Source organism: Streptomyces sp. F63 (assembly GCF_018070345.1).
Classification (GTDB): Bacteria; Actinomycetota; Actinomycetes; order Streptomycetales; family Streptomycetaceae; genus Streptomyces.
The window spans coordinates 188,420-207,103 of sequence record NZ_JAGPXX010000010.1 but is presented as its reverse complement, the minus strand read 5'-3'; the positions used below and the strand labels follow the sequence as shown (position 1 = coordinate 207,103).

General features: G+C 72.7%; 11 protein-coding genes. 7 read left to right on the top strand and 4 right to left on the bottom strand.

Translation table 11 applies throughout. The annotated features are described in order from the left end of the window. Positions 1–247: 247 nt before the first annotated feature. Positions 248–523, top strand: coding sequence for a hypothetical protein (locus tag KBZ10_RS14005; RefSeq protein WP_210987926.1), 276 nt, complete (start codon positions 248–250; stop codon positions 521–523). A 268-nt stretch (positions 524–791) separates the two neighbouring features. On the opposite strand, the gene KBZ10_RS14000 is transcribed toward KBZ10_RS14005, so the two are convergent. From KBZ10_RS14000 to KBZ10_RS13990, 3 genes are read right to left on the bottom strand one after another with little or no spacing between them, the layout of a single operon-like run. Next, positions 792–1,901, bottom strand: coding sequence for a hypothetical protein (locus KBZ10_RS14000; protein WP_210987925.1), 1,110 nt, complete (start codon positions 1,899–1,901; stop codon positions 792–794). Positions 1,902–1,944: 43 nt separating this feature from the next. Continuing rightward, on the bottom strand, positions 1,945–4,215 hold the full coding sequence (locus KBZ10_RS13995) for a hypothetical protein (RefSeq protein WP_210987924.1): 2,271 nt from the start codon (positions 4,213–4,215) through the stop codon (positions 1,945–1,947). Between the two features lie 54 nt (positions 4,216–4,269). Next, entirely contained in the window at positions 4,270–4,680 is a 411-nt protein-coding gene (locus tag KBZ10_RS13990) for a hypothetical protein (RefSeq protein ID WP_247702333.1), read from the bottom strand. 290 nt (positions 4,681–4,970) lie between these two features. Here KBZ10_RS13990 and KBZ10_RS13985 point away from each other — a divergent pair, with 290 nt between their 5' ends. The 6 genes from KBZ10_RS13985 to KBZ10_RS13960 all read left to right on the top strand — a co-directional run bounded on the left by KBZ10_RS13985 (position 4,971) and on the right by KBZ10_RS13960 (position 17,976). Then, positions 4,971–8,924, top strand: coding sequence for a phage resistance protein (locus KBZ10_RS13985; RefSeq protein ID WP_210987923.1), 3,954 nt, complete (start codon positions 4,971–4,973; stop codon positions 8,922–8,924). After that, positions 8,924–11,995: a BREX-2 system phosphatase PglZ gene (gene pglZ / locus KBZ10_RS13980; RefSeq protein ID WP_210987922.1), complete on the top strand. Its 3,072-nt coding sequence runs from the start codon at positions 8,924–8,926 to the stop codon at positions 11,993–11,995. The genes KBZ10_RS13985 and pglZ overlap by 1 nt, the downstream gene beginning before the upstream one ends. Before the next feature lie 72 nt (positions 11,996–12,067). Next, positions 12,068–13,414, top strand: coding sequence for a BREX system ATP-binding protein BrxD (brxD, locus tag KBZ10_RS13975; protein WP_210987921.1), 1,347 nt, complete (start codon positions 12,068–12,070; stop codon positions 13,412–13,414). Between the two features lie 49 nt (positions 13,415–13,463). Beyond that, positions 13,464–14,846, top strand: coding sequence for a WD40 repeat domain-containing protein (locus KBZ10_RS13970; RefSeq protein ID WP_210987920.1), 1,383 nt, complete (start codon positions 13,464–13,466; stop codon positions 14,844–14,846). Between the two features lie 515 nt (positions 14,847–15,361). Then, complete coding sequence (locus tag KBZ10_RS13965; RefSeq protein WP_210987919.1) at positions 15,362–16,366, top strand: oxygenase MpaB family protein; 1,005 nt, start codon at positions 15,362–15,364, stop codon at positions 16,364–16,366. Then, the gene (locus KBZ10_RS13960) at positions 16,363–17,976 is read left to right on the top strand and encodes an aldehyde dehydrogenase family protein (protein WP_210987918.1); all 1,614 of its coding nucleotides are present in this window, start codon (positions 16,363–16,365) and stop codon (positions 17,974–17,976) included. Before KBZ10_RS13965 ends, KBZ10_RS13960 begins: the two co-directional genes overlap by 4 nt. Positions 17,977–17,996: 20 nt before the next feature. Here KBZ10_RS13960 and KBZ10_RS13955 read toward each other — a convergent pair whose 3' ends face one another. Then, entirely contained in the window at positions 17,997–18,638 is a 642-nt protein-coding gene (locus tag KBZ10_RS13955; protein ID WP_210987917.1) for a TetR/AcrR family transcriptional regulator, read from the bottom strand. Between the last annotated feature and the right edge of the window lie 46 nt (positions 18,639–18,684).

Sequence of the window (18,684 nt, the reverse complement as noted above, 5' to 3'; positions counted from 1 at the left end):
GACACGATCCGTGCCGCCGGACGCGACGAGTACGCGGGCGACCAGGACATCCAAAACCGTTCGGGGTGTCCGCAGTGACCAGGTATGGGTCCAAGACTCACTCCTGCTCACTGATTAGGAACGGTTCGGGGACATCTGCCGGATCTACCCGCCCACCGACGCTCCGTTCAAGCAACTGCGGGTCAGCTGGTACCTGTCCGGTAGTGCGCCGGAGGACATCTCCGCCGGGAAGTTCACCCTGCTGCCGATGGGCGAACAGGCCGGCACTGCACCGAACGTCGCCTTCGTCACCTTCGCCTGCCACGACGGGCACGAACTGACCGGCCCCACCCCCCGGCACATCACCATCACCGTCGAGCCCGGAGGCAGGCCCATCGAACCCGAGGGCGACGCGGAGGAACTGGAGGCGCTGAAGGACGCCTACGCCACCATCGCCCACTCCTTCTCCCTGGCCATGGCGAAGGAACTGGGCTGCGAGGACAACGGCGGGCTGAAGGCCCGGCCCTCCCTGGACCCGGCGTAGACGGAACGCGCGGGCCGGCCGCGGCATGACGGTGCGGGCCTCTTGGGCGGTCCCTGCGTCCACCTGCCCGCGCGCACCCGCCGGAGGCGATGACGAGTGGGGCGAGTCCTTCGCCTGGACGGGCGCTCTGCTCGACACCGCGTCGGCCGCAGGAGGTGCACGAGTCCGGGCAGGCGCTGAACCTCGTCAGCCCGTCCACCCCCGCCGAGTTGCGGGCTCGGCTCGTGCAGGACCCGAGCACGCATCGGACGGTTGGCGGCAGGCCGAGTCAGGGCAGGTCGACCCGCGGGCAGGAGTAGGTGTCGGCCGCTGCGTCGAGGAAGTTCTGGAATGTGCTCTTCAAGACGCGCACATAGGCGGTTGCGGAGCGACCGGCGCGCTTGAGGGCCCTGTCGTACTCGAAGCTACTCCGTGCGGCGAAGTAGACATCATTGTTTTTGCACTTCAGGACGGCCTCGTCGGTGGTAGCGACTCCCTTGCCGCCGGGAAGCGCCCGGAAGGTTTCTACGCCCTTGGGGGCCATTTCGACGAAAGAGGCGTCTGTCGTCATGGCGAAGGACAGATACGCCTTCTCCGGACCTGTCAGATACATGTCACAGGCCCACGTGTGGGCGCCTGTGCCGTTCACCACCTCCCGGTCCGGCTCGGCACGACCGACCAGTACGGCCTTCTTGGGAAGCGAGAACCCCGGCAGACCACAGACATTCTGCACATCCGTCGCGCGCGAAGAGTCCGGCTCGGCGAGGGCGGGAACGCCGGTGCGATCCGATGCTGCACAGCCGGCCTTCTCGGCAGCCTGCCGAGCCGAGCGCGTCAGAAGCCGGGCCAGTCCCGCACGATCCGCTGAACCCTTCTCGACGACGGCTTCAACGGTCGCCACCGCGCCCTCTTCCTCGTCCTCGAGCACGATCCGGCTCCCCTGGATCCCGCCGACCTTGTTCCAGCAGGACTTGGGAAGAACCACATATCCACGGGTCTCGGAGACCGCACCCGTCATCCCGTCCTTGAAATAGGAGCGGGCGGCCGGCTTCTTCCAGACGGCGGTCGTGAAGGGGAACGCCCCCTCTTCGCTGTGGGTCTTGACGGTTATCCGCTGGTCGTCGCCTCCGCCGAAACGACTGGTGCGCTCGACGGTGCACGTGAATTCCGCTCTGCTGGAGTCGACTTGAGAACGCACCTGGGACACCCTGCCGGTGGAGTCCAGCGCGGCCCGCACATCGCCGCCTTCCAGCCTCCCGTCGCAGAACGAGCCCGCCCCGAGGACGTCCGTGTTCCACCAGAAGTACGAGGAGGTAACCGCGGCGACCGCGACCAGGACGCCCGCGACGATCCACACCGGCTTCTTCTTCCGCGTCCGGGATGTCTGAGTGCTGCTCATCGGTTCCTTGCCTTGTGGTGTACAGCAATGGCGGATGCAGTGATCAGGTGCGGGAGCGCAGGGCTTCGTACGCTATCTGCCGACCATCGACGTAGCTCTGCCGGGCCTCCCCAGCGGCTGCCTCCGTGATCTCGGGAGCCATGCGGCGTTCCTCGCCCCATGCGTCGAAGGTGCGGTCGAGGTTGTCCTGAGCGACATCGTTCCCGCGGCTCAGCTCTTCCTTGGAGAGCGCCCCCTCTTCGGCCTGGACTCCGGCGAGCCAGTTGTTGAGCGAGACGTCGACGAGTCGCTGGGCGGCGTCACCGATGGCCGGGATGCCGGTCACCAGACCACCGCCGAGGTGGTAGCCGTAGAACCGGGTGTCGGTGGCGCTGCCGATCTTGTCGTCGTGGATGTCCATCTTGACGTCGCCGCCCACCGCGTTGAGGGCGCCGGTGACCTCACCCACCTTGCGGGCCTCATTGGTGGCCGCGGTGACGTTCGCGAAGTCCTTGCCCATCAACTCCTGCGACATGTAACCCTGCTGAGCCTGGTAGATGCGCTCGAAGTTGGTGGTGTCATCGGACTCGGAGACGCCGCGCATCATACGGATCAGACTGCTGCGGCTGTTCTGGAGCTGCGACTCGTCACCGTTCTCGTACAAGTCCGCCTTGCCGGACCGGCCCCCGGGCGCGTCGCCGCTGATGATGTCGACGGCGTCCGGCGAGTAGTCGGCCAGGGCCTGGGAGAGAGGGTCGCGGAGTGCCGCGTAGTCGTCTTCGGCCAGCACCTCGTCGGCCCTGCCGACACGCGGGTGCTCGGCGTCCTCGCCGGACTTTCCGTTCGGGTGGCCGTAGTCGATGAGATTGATGGTGTCGTGCATGACACGCGTCTGCGCGGCGGTGTGCCGTCCCAGCGCCTCCCCCTCGCCACCGGGAACGTTGCCGGTGGCACCAGCCGCCAGGGCGAGTCCCAGACCCGTGCGCACGTCCTTGTCGAAGGTGTCCTTGCCGGTGGTCTCGACGTTGCCGGACCAGTTCGAGGTGTCGACATGGTTCCAGTCCCGCTCCGTGAGCAGGTACTCGAGATTGTCGTTCTTGCTGTCAGGGCCCGGGTCCAGGTAACTGGTGGCTGTGCCGGGGTCCTCGGACATGATGCCCAGGACGCCGTCGAGCGGGTCGTTGGCGAACCAGCCGTCGCGCTTGCCGCTGAATCCACCGCGCAGGTCCCAGATATCGGGATCTCCGCCCCGCCTCCCGTCCTCGGCGGCCCGGATGTCGGTTGCCGTGTCCTGGAGGAACTGCCCCGAGTAGCCGTCGCCCTGCTGCATGAGGGTGACGAGGCTCTGGTAGCCGCGTACCTGCTGCCCGGCTCCGGGGCCGACCCGAAGCTTGTCCCCGGCGACGTCGAGATCGAACTTCTGAGTGCCGGCCTTCTGCATGTCGGCACGGAACTTTTTGTAGAACGCCGAATCGGAGTCCTTCGTCGCCACTGCGAGGGAGTTGGCAAGATCGCCTTGGAGCCCGGCGTACACGCTCTTGTCCTTCCCGCCGTGCATCCGGTCGCTGAGCGCATTGGAGAACTCGATGGTTCCCGACGCTCCCAGATTGTTCAGGAGCATCTGGTTGAACTGTTCGTTCTTCGCATTGTCCCGGAACGCCCGCCGTGCCTCCCGGAGGTCCTGTGTGGTCGCGTCCCCGGAATCGATGCGCATGGCGATGTCGGCGAGCTCGTCGGCCTCGTACTTCTCGATGTCGCCACTGGCGGCGCCGTTGAAGCCGTTGACAGTGCCGTCGAGAGGGTCGGAGTCCCGGACCACGCCTTGGAAGGCGATCTCCACTCCCTTGTCCGCGTCGTTGACGGCCTTGACCGCGTTGTCGATACGGTCCTGCCAGGACCTCACCGCCTTGTCGAGACTTTGCCGGTAGTCCGGGTCGTGGTGCAGCGCGGCCTTCTCGCCCTCGGACAGTTTCTCGTAGTCGTACTCGACCACTCCCTGATCCGAGACCTTCATGTCCGCCGCGATCGCCTCGCTCCGGGCCGTCTTCAATTTCTTCTTGAGATCGGTGTACTGAGCGTGTGCGTCACGTAGAAGCGAGGCGATGGCCTTGGCCTCCTTCTGCGCGTACCGGTACTCGCGCAGCGTGATGTCGAATCGCTCAGTGGCCGCGTGGGCACTCAATCCCTGCCATCCGCCGCCCAGCGAGATGCCGTGCACATCTCGCTTGTAGGCCACTTCCTGGTCGTGCAACTTCTCGGCCATGCCGTTCCAACGGTCGGCGGCTGTGATCAGCACGCCCAGATCCGTGGTCATGATCTCGTGGTACGTCGGCATACCGGATTCCCCCGCGAAGTCTGAACGCAGTTGCTCGGAGCACTTGCAGGTCGGTCAGTACTGGTCCAGAGCCGAAGGAGTGCGCACTCCCTGCACACCGGCGCGTACGCCGAGGTCAGTGTTCGTGAACAGACTGCTGGTGCTGCGCAGCGCGGTCTTCTCGGCCCCGAGGCGGTTCATCAACGCCTGCACCTGCTGGTCCCACGTCTTGCGTGCCTTTTTCACCGAGGACGACATGAGCCAGCCGTGCCCGTCCTTGGCGTCGAATGCCTTCACGACCCCGGACGTCGCCTCGTCCGCGTAGTCGCCGGCCTTCTTGGTATCCGGCTCGATGTGGTCCTCGATCGCTTTGGCTGCGGCCTTCTTCTGCGCGGGTGTCGAGGCCAGGTTCTGCTGACCGCCTCCGAAGGCGCCGCCGCGGTCGGCGGGATGCTGGTTGAGATGCATCCCGGTGTCCGATGACATGTTGTCCCCCTCCACTCGCCGATCTGTGTTCGGCGTTGGCCTGCGATCAACGTATCAACCGGCCCTGCACCGTCACGTGGTGAGCGCCAAGACGCGCGAGGGGAGGCGCACAGCGCACCCCGTCGCCGCCCGCCTGGACGTGGCTGAACGACGGATCTGCTCCAGTTCTGTCCTGCTGGTCCTCAACGCCCCTACGGTGAAAGAAGATTGTGCAGGAAGCCCGTACCGACTTGTCAGCACGGACGCGGCGCCGGCGACGGCCCGGTGCCGGAAGGAGAACGAGACCCCTGATGGCCCAGGCTCAGCAGCCGCCCCTGCTCCGCGATGTCCTCGACATCAAGGAGTCGATCTCGACCTCGGACTTCGTGCTCCAGCTCTCCGAGGCGACGACCCCGGAGGGCGCCGAGCGGGCGCTGCGGGACTACGTGGTCACCGAGCGGCTGCTGGAGAACTTCGACGAGGCGCTCGGGCTGATCAGGACGGCCCTCGACGGGCGCACCTCGAAGGCGGCCTATCTGCACGGGTCGTTCGGTTCCGGTAAGTCGCACTTCATGGCCGTGCTGCACGCGCTGCTGAGCGGGCGGCCCGCGGCGCGGGCCCGGCAGGACTTCGATCCGCTGTTCACCAAGCACGCGTGGCTGACCACGGAGGGGAAGAAGTTCCTTCTGGTGCCGTACCACATGCTCGGCGCGAAGGCGATGGAGCAGCGGGTGCTCGGCGGGTACGTCTCGCACGTCCGGAAGCTGCACCCGGAGGCGCCGATACCGCAGGTGTACCGGACGGACGCGCTGTTCGAGGACATCCGGGCGCTGCGGGCCCGCCACGGCGACCGGTTCATCATCGACGGGCTCGCCCCGTCCGACGGGCCGGACGCCGGCACCGAGGACGAGGACGACGAGTGGGGCGAGTCGTTCGCCTGGACGGGCGCTCTGCTCGACACCGCGCTGGCCGCCGAGGAGGTGCACGAGTCCGGGCAGGCGCTGAACCTCGTCAGCCCGTCCACCCCCGCCGAGCTGCGGGCCCGGCTCGTGCAGGACGCGAGCACGCATCTGCTGCCCGGCTTCACCCGGAACGCCGCCGAGGACGAGCACGGGTTCATCTCGCTGGACGCGGGCCTGTCCGTGATCGCCGCCCATGCCAAGGGGCTCGGCTACGACGGGCTGATCCTCTTCCTCGACGAGCTGATCCTGTGGCTCGCCACGCTCATCCACGACCAGAAGTTCGTGGGGCGCGAGGCCGGGAAGATAACGAACTTCGTGGAGGGCGCCGACGCGCGCCGGGCGATACCCGTGGTGTCGTTCATCGCCCGCCAGCGGGACCTGCGCGAGCTGGTCGGCGAGGAGCTGTCGGGCGCCGCCGAGGCGTCCGTGCAGGACACGCTCAACCAGGCGTCCGGCCGCTTCGACAAGATCACGCTGGAGGACCGCAACCTCCCGCAGATCGCCCGCGCCCGGCTGCTCCGCCCCCGGAGCCCGGAGGCGGAGGCACTGGTCGACGCGGAGTTCGAGAAGACGCGCACGGTGCGGCAGGAGGTGTGGGACACGCTGCTGGGCTCCGAGCGGGGCGCCGGCGGCGTCGGCGCGGACGAGGAGAGCTTCCGGCTGACGTATCCGTTCTCGCCCGCCTTCATGGACACCCTCGTGCACGTGTCGTCCGCGCTCCAGCGGAACCGGACCGGCATGAAGCTGATGGGCCAGCTCCTCGCCGACCACCGGGACGAGCTGCGCCTCGGGGACCTCATCCCCGTCGGCGACCTCTACCCCCTCATCACGGCCGGCGGGGACAAGCCCTTCACCGACAGCCTCAAGGTCGTCTTCGAGGCCGCCGACAAGCTGTACCGCACCAAGCTGCGGCCGTACCTGCTCGCCACCCACAACGTGAGCGAGGAGGACATCGAGCAGTACACGCACCGCGGTCCCGGCTCCCTCGCCGATCCGGGGCTGCGCGGCCGGGTGAAGAGCTTCACCGGCGACAACCGCATCATCGGCACCCTGCTGCTGTCCGCGCTGGCGCCGAGCGTGCCCGCGCTGTCGGATCTGACGATCCGGCGGCTGTCCGCGCTCAACTACGGCTCCGTCACCGCGCCGATCCCCGGCCGCGAGTACGGGATCCTCAAGAACAAGGTCGCCGAGTGGGCGGGCCGCTTCCCGGAGATCAAGGAGACCGGCAACGACACCAACCCGGGCGTGCGGCTCGAACTGTCCGGTGTGGACGTGGACTCCGTCATCGCCAACGCCCAGGTCAACGACAACCCGGCGAACCGGGAATCGCTCGCCAGGCGGTTGCTCGTCGAGGAGCTGGGCGTCGAACAGGGGCAGTTGTCCGCCCGGCTGGACTTCGTGTGGCGGGGGACGCAGCGCACGGCCGAGGTCGTGTTCGGCAACGTCGCCGACGAGGAGCGGATGCCCGACCACGAACTGGTCCCCCAGGAGGACGGGCTGTGGCGGATCGTCATCGATCTGCCGTACGACGAGGGCGAGTACGGGCCCCGTGAGGACGCCATGCGCGTCCAGCGGCTGCGGGAGCGGCAGCAGGGCGAGCGGTCCCGCACCGTGGCCTGGCTTCCGGCGCATCTGTCGGCGCAGCGGTACGCGGACTTCCGGCGGCTCGTCGTCATCGACAAGGCGCTCGCCGACGACCAGCGGTTCAACGGGCACTACGCCGGACACCTCAACGCCGACAACCGGGCCCGCGCCCGGGGGCTGCTGCAGACCCAGCGGGAGTCGCTGCTGCGGAACCTGAAGGCCGCCTTCAAGCAGGCGTACGGGCTCGCCGCCAAGAAGGCGTCCGATGTCGAACTGGGTTTCTCCGAGCACCTCCAGGCGCTGCGCGAGGTCGACGCGCTCACCCTGTCGTTCGGGCACTCGATGCACGAGGGGCTGCGGCACATCGCGGGGAAGCTGCTCGCGAGCCAGTACCCGGACCATCCCGACCTCGACCCCGACGCCACCGGCACCGTCGTGAAACCGGCCGACGCGCGGAAGGCGTTCACGCATGTGCGGGCCGCCGCCGAGGCGCGCGACCGGCGCACCGAGGTGCCCGGCCCGGACCGGAAGCTGATGCGACGCCTCGCCGGGCCGCTGCGGCTCGGGCAGCAGAAGGAGGCGTACTTCGAGCTGTCGCTGTACTGGGCCGACCACTTCCGCAAGCTGGCCCGCGAACGCGGCGCCACCGGCGACCTCAGCCTGATCACGCTGACCGACTGGACGGACGAGCCGGATCCGCGCGGCCTGCCCGGCTTCCTCGCCCGACTGGTCGTCTCGTCCTTCGCCGAGATGGACGACCGGGTGTGGGTGCGCGGCGGCATGCCGCTGGACCCGGCACCCGAGCCGGCGCAGATCAAGGACCACGACGCGCTGCGCAGCCAGCCGCTGCCGTCCGAGGAGGACTGGGAGACGGCCCGGGGGCGGTTCGAGGCCGTCTTCGGGGAGAAGGCGCCGGCGCTGCGCCGCGGCCGGATGGTCAACCAGTTCGCCCGCCGGATCACCGAGCTGGCCCGGGCCCACCATGAACCGGCCGCCGACCTCGTACGGCAGTTGGAGACGCACGCGGACTTCCTGGAGCTGGACGACACCGACGAGACGGGCCGGCTCGCGCTCGCGCGGCGCTCTCTCGATCTGCTGAAGGCCCTGACGCAGGCGGCCGGCCAGGGCGCCGCGGGCGCGAAGAAGACGGTGGAGGCGCTGGCGTCGTTCCCGCTGGGGCAGGTGTCGGCCGACCGGTACGGAACGTCCGTCAAACAGGCGCGGACGGTGGCGCGGGCGCTGGAGGAAGCCTCCTGGACCACCCTGGAACTGGCGCCGAACGAGGGCCCCGAGGGGCTCGCGCTGCTCGACTCGCTGCGGAACACGGCCCGGAGCGACCAGCGCACCTCCCCGCTGCACGAGGCGCTGCCGCGCACCCAGCGCGAGGTGCTGGCGCTGGTGAAGCGGAACCGGGCCGCCGCGCTGCCCGTGCCGCCCGCGCCGCCCGTCCCGCCGCCGCCCGGGCCCGGTGACATCTCGCTCGCGGGCTCCAGCAGCCACCCGCCGGTGCCCGGGATCCCGGCGCAGCCCTCGCGGGCCGCGGGCGCGGCGGCCGCGGGCGGGCCGGGTGCGGACGGGTCGGCCGGCCGGGCGCGGCGGTCCGGCGGGGGCCGTACGACGGCGGCGCGGGCCGCGGCGGAACTGCACGCGGAGCTGGCGGAGCTGGCGGCGCTGGAACCCGGTGCCACCGTCGAGATCAGCTGGCGGGTCGTGGACTGATGAGCGCTGCTGCCACCTCTGCCGGGACCGCGGCCGGGACGGACGGGACGGCGGCCCGGCGGGCCGAGACGGCCGGGTCGGCCGGGTCGGCCGGGTCGGCCGCCATCCGGCTCAACCCGGCGACCGTCACCCAGTACCTGTCCTCCCAGACCTCGCTGGCCGCCGCCCTCAGGGGCGGGGACCGTCGGCGCGTGGTCCTGCTGCGGTCCGAGCCCGTGTGGGACGGACCGGCCGAACCGGTGTGGGGCGAGGGGCACACGGCCCGCATCGCCGCCGCGCCCTCGCCCCTGGCCGTGCACGAGCTGGTTCTGGACCACCTCGGCGCCGGGGCCGCGCCCCCCGCGGGCGGCGAACGCCCCCGCGTACTGGTGGTGTTGACGGACCGGGAGCAGAACGAGCTGGATCCGGCGATCCTGGCCCGCGTCCACAAGCTGCGCATCGACACCGTGGACAGCTTCGAACTGGTCCGCGAGGCGTTCGGTGCCGTGCAGGTCGATCAGCGGCTGCGGGACGCCGGATGGGCTGCCGAGGCCCTGCTCGACGCCACCCCGCCGGGCGGCTGGCCCTCGCTCGCCGGGGGCATCCTGTCCCGGCGCACCGCCCTGTCCGCGCTGGCGACGCGGCGGCTGCGGCTCGGCGGTGGCGACGACACCGGCGCCGCGCGGGCCCCGGGCGCCGCCGTGGGCGGCACGCTCGACCCGCACACCCTGCTGCGCTGGTCCCTCACCCCGGGCGGCCCGGACCTGCTGCTCGGTCTGCGGGGTCCGGAGCGGGCCGGGCTGGCCGATTTCCTCGGCGAGGAGGACCAGGTCGGTCTCGCGGGCCGGGCGCTGCTCGCCCTGGTGGAGGCCGGGCACGGGGCGGACGCGGTCGCGTTCGGCCTGGTCTGCGGCGCGCTGTGGCTGCACGCGCCCGCCGACGCGGACACCTACCGGGCCCGGGGCCGCGCCGAGCGCTGGTTCGGCGAGCAGCCCCCGGCCGCCGGTGAACAGCTCGACGCGCCGGCGTCCGCGTACGGGCGGGCCTGCGAGGAGTACACCGGCACCCTGCTGGCCATGGCGGCCCGCGCACCCGGCTCCGGCGCGGAGGCCGCGGAGGAGACGCGGGAGGCCCGCCGGACCGGCGACACCCTGCTGGACCGCGCGTCCGTCCTGCTGCGGCAGTTCGGCGCCGAGGCGGCCGGGCGGACCAGTCCGCTGCTGCCCGCGGGCCTGGCGGCCCGCTTCACCGCCGTGGGGCGGGCGCTGGCGTCCGGCGCCCTCGGCGCGGCCGTGGAGGCCGTCCGCGCGCTGGACGATCACCAGGGTGCCGTACGGGCCGAGCTGCGGCCCCGGGTCGAGCGGACCCGCATGGGGCTGCGGCTGGCCCGGTGGCTCGCCACCGACCCGCCCGCCGCCTGCGACACGGTGGACGCGGGCATCAGGCGCCAGATCGCCGAGACGGGCTGGGTGGACCAGGCGCTGGAGCACATCGAGGCCGGCGGCGACCCCGACCCCGTGCTCAAGGCGGCCTACGACACGCTCGCCGCCCGGACCCGCGAGCGGCGGCACGAAATCGACCGACACTTCGCCCGCACCCTGGCCGGCTGGACCGCGGCGGGCACCCGTCCGGGCTCCATGCTGACGGTGGAGACCTTCCTGGACCGGATCGTGAAACCCCTGGTGCGGGGCGGCGGCGAACAGCGCGTGCTGCTCCTCGTCCTCGACGGCATGAGCGCGGCGATCGCGGCCGAGCTGGCCGGGGAACTCCGGGCTTCCTGGGCCGAGTTCGATCCGCTGCCGGACGGGGTGCCGCAGCGCAGGGGCATGGCCGCCGCGCTGCCCACCCTCACGGCCGTGTCACGCACCTCGCTGCTGACGGGCACGCTGACGAACGGCTCCCAGGCGGACGAGAAGCGGCTGTTCCCCACGCTGAGACTGTGGGGCGGCCGGCCGGCGGCCGTGTTCCACAAGGACGACCTGCGGTCCGGCACCGCCGGGGAGATCTTCGGCCCGGCGCTGACCGAGGCGCTCACCGACGGGCGCACGCACGTCGCCGTCGTCCTCAACGCCATCGACGACCGGCTCGCCAAGGAACAGAAGCTCGGGGACGGCACCTGGCGTCCCGAGCACATCCCGGGCCTGCCCGACCTGCTGCGGGTCGCCGCCGAGCAGGGCATGGCCGTCCTGATCACCAGCGACCACGGGCACGTCGTGGACCGGCACGGCACGAAGGCGGAGGCGGCGGCCGCGGCATCGGCCCGGCACCGCGCCCCCGGCGGGCCGCTCGGACCCGCCGAGGTCGAGCTGAGCGGGCCCCGTGTGGTGTGGCCGGAGCCGGGCGCGTCGATCGTCGCCCTGTGGGACGCCGACACCCGCTACACCGCCCGCAAGGCGGGCTACCACGGCGGCGCGTCCCTCGCCGAGTTCGCCATCCCGGTGCTGGCCTTCCTGCCATTCGGTGCCGAACCGCCGCGTGACTGGCGCGAGTTGGGCGACCCGCGGCCGTCCTGGTGGGATGCGGACGCGCAGGTCCCCGGCCCGCGGGTTCCGGCACCGCCCGCCCGCGCCGAGGCCGCGGCGCCGGTGCGGAAACCGGCCCGCCCCCAGCGGTCCGCGAAGGAGCGGGCCGAGCTCGCCGCGACACACGCCCCCCTCTTCGAGGTCGCCCCGGAGCCGGACCCGGCCCCCGCCGGCCCTCCCGCTTCCTCCGTTCCCTCCGTCCGGGCCGCGGAACAGGGGGCGGCCGAGCAGGGGGCGGCCGAGCAGGGCGTGGCGGACAGTGCCCTGGTGGAGCGTCTCTTCGCCTCGGACGCGCTGCGCAGCCAGGCCGAACTGCTGGCGCGCAGGCCGCAGGAGCGGGAGATGACCAAGTTCCGGCGGGCGGTCGCCGCGCTCCTCGACGCGGGCACCCTGCCGGTGACAGCCCTGGCGCAGCGCGCCGGCCACCCGGCCGGCCGCGCCGACGGCTTCGCCGCGGTGCTCCGTCAGCTGCTCAACCACGATGGCGTCCAGGTCCTGGAGACGCTGCCGGACGGGCGCACCGTACGGCTCCATCAGGCCCTGCTGCGCGAGCAGTTCGGGCTCGGGTGAGCGGGCGGGAAGGGGCGGCCGGTACCACGACGGCGCCACGGCAGGACGGCACGACGGTGGGAGACTGAACCGATGAGCACGACCAGACCTTCCGCTGCCTCCACCGCCTCCGCGGCACGCCGGCGGGCGGTCATCGACGCCCTGCGGCGCGGCGCCGTCCCCGACAGCGGTCTCGACCTGCTGGCGACCGGGCTGGACCGCTTCGAGTCCGCGCTCGACGCCGAGTTGGCGGCGGTGGCCTCCGGGGCGTCGGTGTTCAAGGCGGTGCGCGGCGAGTACGGGTCCGGCAAGACGTTCTTCACGCGCTGGCTGGGCGAACGCGCCAAGCGTCTGGGCATGGCCGTCTCGGAGATCCAGATCTCGGAGACGGAGACCCCGCTGCACCGGCTGGAGACCGTCTACCGGCGCCTGACCGAACACCTGGCGACCGCCGGTTTCCCGCCCAGCGCCCTCCGGCCGGTGGTCGACGCCTGGTTCTACGCGCTGGAGGAGGACGCTCTCGCGGCCGGCGCCGGCGAGGAGGAACTGGCGGAGGCCGCCGGCCGGCTGCTGACGGCCCGGCTGGCCGAGGTGTCCCGGCAGGCGCCGTCCTTCGCGACCGCCCTGCGCGGATACCGCGCGGCGCTCACCCGGGGCGACGAGGCCACCGCGTCGGCCGTCCTGGCCTGGCTCGGCGGCCAGCCGCATGTGGCGGCGTCGGCCCGGCGGTCCGCCGGGGTCCGGGGCGACCTGGACCACTTCGGCGCCCTCGGCTTCCTGCAAGGACTGCTCACCGTCCTGCGCGACTCCGGGCACCGGGGGCTGTTCGTCGTGCTCGACGAGGTGGAGACCCTCCAGCGGGTCCGCTCGGACGCCCGGGACAAGGCGCTCAACGCCCTGCGGCAGCTCATCGACGAAGTGCACTCCGGCCGCTTCCCCGGCCTCTACCTGGTCATCACCGGAACCCCGGCCTTCTACGACGGACGGCAGGGCGTCCAGCGGCTCGCGCCGCTCGCGCAGCGCCTGGCCACCGACTTCTCCACCGATCCCCGGTTCGACAACCCCCGGGCCGTGCAGCTGCGGCTGCCGGGATTCACGCAGGAGTCCCTGACGGCGCTGGGGGTCACCATCCGCGATCTGTACGCCGCGGGCGCCGACGCGCCGGAACGCGTCACGTCCCTCGCGGACGACGCCTACGTCGCCGATCTCGCGCGGGCGGTCGGAGGCGCGCTCGGCGGCAAGGTGGGGGTGGCGCCCCGGCTGTTCCTGAAGAAACTCGTCGGCGATGTCCTGGACCGCATCGACCAGTTCGCCGACTTCGACCCCCGCAAGCACTACACCCTGACCGTGAGCGGCAGTGACCTCACGGATGTGGAGCGGAACGCGGCGGCGGGCGCGTCGGCGGGCCCGTCGGCGGGCGACATCGAGCTGGACGTCTGAGCGGCGGCATGGGCGGGGACGGAACGGGACAGGGCGGCGGCGCTTCAGCATGGCCGCCCTGCGCATCAAACAGACGGCGGACGGCCGGGAGGGACTGGTCACCACCCTGCAGCGCACGCGTCTGGCCGGCGTCTCCGCGCAGGGCGTCGGAGCATCGGACCTGGCGTCCTGCACCGCGGACGGCAGCCTGCTGGCGACGGCGGACCCGTTCGCCGGGAGCGAGAGCAGCGCCGCACAGCGCACGGTCGCCCTGTGGGACACGCGTGACGTCGTCCACCCGCGCCGGCTGGCCACGCTCACCGGTCATGCGGAGCGCGTACACGGCTTCGCCTTCAGCGCCGACGGGCGTCTGCTGGCGACCATCGGCAACGACGGGCGCGAGGAGCGGTACCGCTCCAGCCTGGCCCTGTGGGATCTCTCCGACCGGGCCCACCCCCGCCGGGTGCTGCACTGGAAGGGCCTGCGCGACGCGGCGGGGGCGGCTTTCAGCCGGGACGGCAGGACGATGGCCGTGGTGTCGGGCAGAGCGAACGGCACCCTCCAGCTGTGGGACATCGGCAAGCCGTCCGCGCCACGCCGGCTGACCGCACCGCTGCCCGCCACCGACTCGGACAGCGTGGCGTTCAGCCCGGACGGGAACACCCTCGTCACGGGCTCGGGCTGGTTCACCGCCTCGGACAGTTCCCTTGATCCCGGGACCATCACCCACAGCAGCGGCTGGACGGCGTGGGACATCCGCGATGTCCGCCATCCCACAGCGGTGTCCCGGCGGAAGGGTTTCGGCGGCGCCGCGTTCGGCCGCACCGCGCCCCTTCTGGCGGTGACCCACGGCAGAACCGTCACGCTGTGGGACCTTCACCGCCCCCGTTCGCCCCGGCGACTGGCCGCGTTCGAGCACAAGGACCAGGTGGAGGCGGCGGCGTTCAGCCCGGACGGCCGCCGCCCGGCGGTCTCGGTGCTGGACGGCACGGCCTTCCTCCGGGACGTGGGCGATCCCTCCCGTCCCGGTGAGCCGGCCCTGCTGGGCGGGCACGGCACCCGGGTCCACGCCGTCGCCTTCGGCCGTGACGGCCGGACCGTACGCCTGGCGGACGTCTCCGGTTTCCTCACCGGCTGGCGGGCCGCCAGCCGGGTGCCCGCCCGCACCGCCACCCTGCGCATGGACTCCGCCGGGCTGAACGGGTCCGCGTTCAGTCCGGACGGCCGCACACTGGCGGTCGCGGCCTCCGGTGGCGAGGTGTGGCTGTGGGACACCTCCGATCCCGCCCACCCGCGCAGACGGAAGCGAGGAGTGGCGGAAGCAGGCCCCGGGCCTGCCGTACGCGTCAACCTGCCCGCGGCGGTGACCGCCTGCCGGGACAGCCGGCTCTCCGGCCGGGCCGCGCTCCGCCGCCAACTCTCCGCCGTGCCGGGAGTATTGACGCAGCCGTGAAACGACGCAATAGTTTTTGTATCTTCGACTCCGCCGGTCGATCCGCGTCCGCTCCGGCGCACTCCCCGCACCCCGCCCGACGGGAAGGAACTCGCTTGAGGGACAGAGAGCCCCGAAGCGGTGGCCTCCCCGGCTGCGGTGCTCCCGGCCCGGCCGGCGCCACGGGCGGCCGGGCCGGGCCGCGGTGCGGGGCACCGCCGGCGGTACGCCGGTGATCGCCGTCCCGCATCCCCCGGGACGCCCGGCGGCAGCCGGTACACGGCCCCGGCGTGCTAGCCGGCCGGCCGGTCGCGGAGAACCACATCCGCCGCCCGGCGACCGGCGGGCGGACGCGGGCCGCCGGCGGGGATCCCGGCATCCTCCGGGTGGACGTCCGCGCCGCCGGCTCACCGGCTCCGTTCACCCTCCCCGGCACCGGCCCGGCGGACGAACGGGCGCCGGGCCGGGCCGGTGCCGAAACGGTCAACTCCCGCCATCCGAGCGCCCGCAGCCGCACGCACGAGGAGGCACCACCCATGGGCCGTTACACCCGGCTCCGCCGCATCCGGCGACTGGACCCGCAGCAGGACCACGAGCTGATCTTCCACTTGCTCACCCGGTACGAATTCCCCTGGGACTACCTCCAGGGCGTCTCGGTCGCGTTCCTGCGCGACTACGGCGTACCGCGCATCTCCCGGCTCCTCGACCGCACCCAGGAATTCGAGCGCGCCGGCCAGAAGCGGTACGACGACACCCTCCTGTTCGCCCACGAGATGGTCCGCGACGGCCTGGGCTCCGAGCACGGCCGGGCAGCCGCCCGCCACCTCAACCGCATCCACGGCCGCTACCGGATACCCAACGAGGACTACCTCTACGTCCTGGCCACCACCGTGGTCGGCCCCAAGCGGTGGATCGACCGGTACGGCTGGCGCCCGCTGTCGCCGCAGGAGACGGAGAGCATGGCGCTGGTCGGGCGGCGCATGGGCGAACTGATGGGCATCACCGGGATCCCCGGCGACTACGCGGGCTTCGAACGGCTCCACGACGCCTACGAGCAGCGGATGTTCGCCTACGATCCCGCCAACCGGCGCGTGGCCGCGGCCACGCTGAGGGTCATCGCCGGCTGGTACCCGCGGCCCCTGCGCCCGCTCGTCGTACGGGTCGTCCTGGCGCTCCTGGACGACCCGCTGCTGACCGCCCTCGGTCTCCCCCGCCAGCCCCGTCCGCTCCGCGCGGCGGCCCACCGGGCGCTGCGGCTGCGCGCCGCGGTGGTGCGCCTGCTGCCGCCCCGCCCCGCGTGGCTGCCGTACCGCCCCCGGCCGCGCAGTTACCCCTTCGGCTGGACACTCGACGACCTCGGCCCGCACTGGGCGCACGGCAGGCCCCTCGCCCCGCTCGCCGGGGAGCCCGACGATGCCCAGGGCCCCTTCCTCGCGTCCGCCGCGTCCGCCGCGTCCGCCCCCTCCGCCGGCGAGCCCCGAACCCCGGCCCCGGCCCCGGCCCCGGCCGAGGACACGACGACATCTCCGGAGCACCGATGACCCGCCCCGTCCAGGAGCCCGCCGCACCGCGGGACACCACCACCGGCAGCCCCACCGGCGGCAGCGCCGACGGCAGCGCCGGCGGGCACACCCCCGCGTCCCCGGACCGCACCGGCCCGCGGGACACCACCGGTGAGCAGGAGACGTTCCCCTCCCGCGACCCGGCCACCGGGCGGCCGCTCGCCGCGTACCCGGTGCACGGGCCGGACCACATCGCCCGGACGGTGGACCGGGCCCGTGCGGCGGGCGACCGCTGGGCCGCGCTCCCCGCCGCCCGCAGGCGGGCCCACCTGCTGCGCTGGAAGCGGGAGCTGGCGGCGGAGCTGGACACCGTGGCGCACACCGTGGCGGCGGAGACGGGGAAGCCGCGCCGGGACGCCGAGTTGGAGGTGCTGCTGACCCTGGAGCATCTGGCCTGGGCGGCGCGCAACGCCGGCCGGGTGCTGCGCCGCCGCCGGGTCCGCTCCGGGCTGATGGCGTCCCACCAGGCGGCGGCGGTCGGGTACCGCCCGCTCGGTGTCGTCGGGGTGATCGGCCCCTGGAACTACCCCGTCTACACCCCGATGGGCTCCATCGGCTACGCCCTGGCGGCCGGCAACGCCGTGGTGTTCAAACCGTCCGAGTACACCCCGGGCACCGGTGTGCTGCTCGCCGAGACCTTCGACGCGGCGGTGCCCGGGTACGCCGGGCTGCTCGCCGTCGTCACCGGGGCCGCGGGGACGGGCGGGGCGCTGGCACGCTCCGGGGTGGACAAGCTCGCCTTCACCGGCTCGCCGGGGACCGCCCGCAAGGTCATGGCGGTGTGCGCGGAATCGCTCACGCCCTTCCTGGCCGAGTGCGGCGGCAAGGACGCGGTGATCGTCACGGCGGACGCCGATCTCGACGCCGCCGCCGACGCGGTGGTGTGGGGGGCGATGGGCAACGCCGGGCAGACCTGCGCGGGCGTCGAACGGGTCTACGCCGTACGGGAGGTGCATGCGGAGCTGTGCCGCAGGATCGTGGAGCGCGCCCGCGCCCTGCGTCCGGGGACCGGCCCGAACGCCTCCTACGGCCCGATGACGATGCCGGCCCAGACGGCCGTCGTGGAGCGGCACGTCCGCGGCGCCCTGGCGGCCGGGGCGCACGCCGGCCTGGGCGGCGCGGAGTCGCTGTCCGGGCCGTTCGCGGCACCGGTCGTGCTGGTCGGCGTGGACGAGGACGCCCCGGCGATGACGGAGGAGACCTTCGGGCCGACCGTGGCCGTGAACGAGGTGCCCGACGTGGAGGAGGCGGTGCGCCGGGCCAACGCCTCCCGGTACGCCCTGGGCGCCGCCGTCTTCTGCGGCAGCCGGCGCGCCGGCGCGGCCATCGCCCACCGGCTGCGCGCGGGCGCGGTCTCCGTCAACACCGTGCTGGGCTTCGCCGCCGTACCGGCGCTGCCGTTCGGCGGGTCCGGCGAGTCCGGCTTCGGCCGGATCCACGGCGCGGACGGGCTGCGCGCCTTCGCCGCCCCGCAGTCGGTCACGGTGCGGCGCTTCGCGCCCCCCGTCGACCTGACGTCCTTCGCCACACCGGCCGCCGTGAAGGACCGCGCCATCGCCCTCGCGCGGAGCCTCCACCGGCGGCGCTGAGGGGCGGCCGGAGGCCCCGGTCAGCTGCCGATCAGGGGCGCGAGGTACCTGCGGGCGAAGGCGCGGGCCTGTTCGTCGTCGTCGAGTTCGATGCAGCTCGCGGGATTGAGGAGGAAGGAGACCGCGACCCGCACCATCAGCTCGGCCACCGGGCGGGGGTCGGAGTCCGGGCGGCCCTCGGCCTGCTGCGCCCGGCGCAGATGTCCCGTCAGATAGTCGGTGGTGGCGGCGAGGGCCGGACCGCCCTGGACGGTCAGATAGGGCAGGACCACCTCGGGTTCGAGCCGGAGCAGCCCGCCGAGGAGCGGGTGGTCCCTGCTGTGGCGGAGTGCGACGACGAAACCCTCGACGACCCTCTGCTCCATGGTGGCGAGCGCCGCGACCGCGGTGTCGAGCTGCCGGAAGAAACGGCCGGCCTCGCGCAGCAGGCACGCCTCGACCAGCCCGTCCTTGGTGCCGAAGCGGCGGTAGACCGTCACCCGCGCGACCCCGGCCCGTTTGGCGACGTCGTCCACCGAGGAGCGGCGCAGGCCGAAGGTCGTGAACTGTTCCAGGGCGGCGTCGAGGATCCGCCGCGCCACCTTGTCCTCCGTCGCCCCGTCATCCGCCTCCGGCCGGGCGAGGGCCCGCGCGAGCAGGGAGTCGTTCGCAGAAGTGTTCATGGTGCCTGTCACGGTACCGGCACATCTCCGGACGCAGCACTGCAAC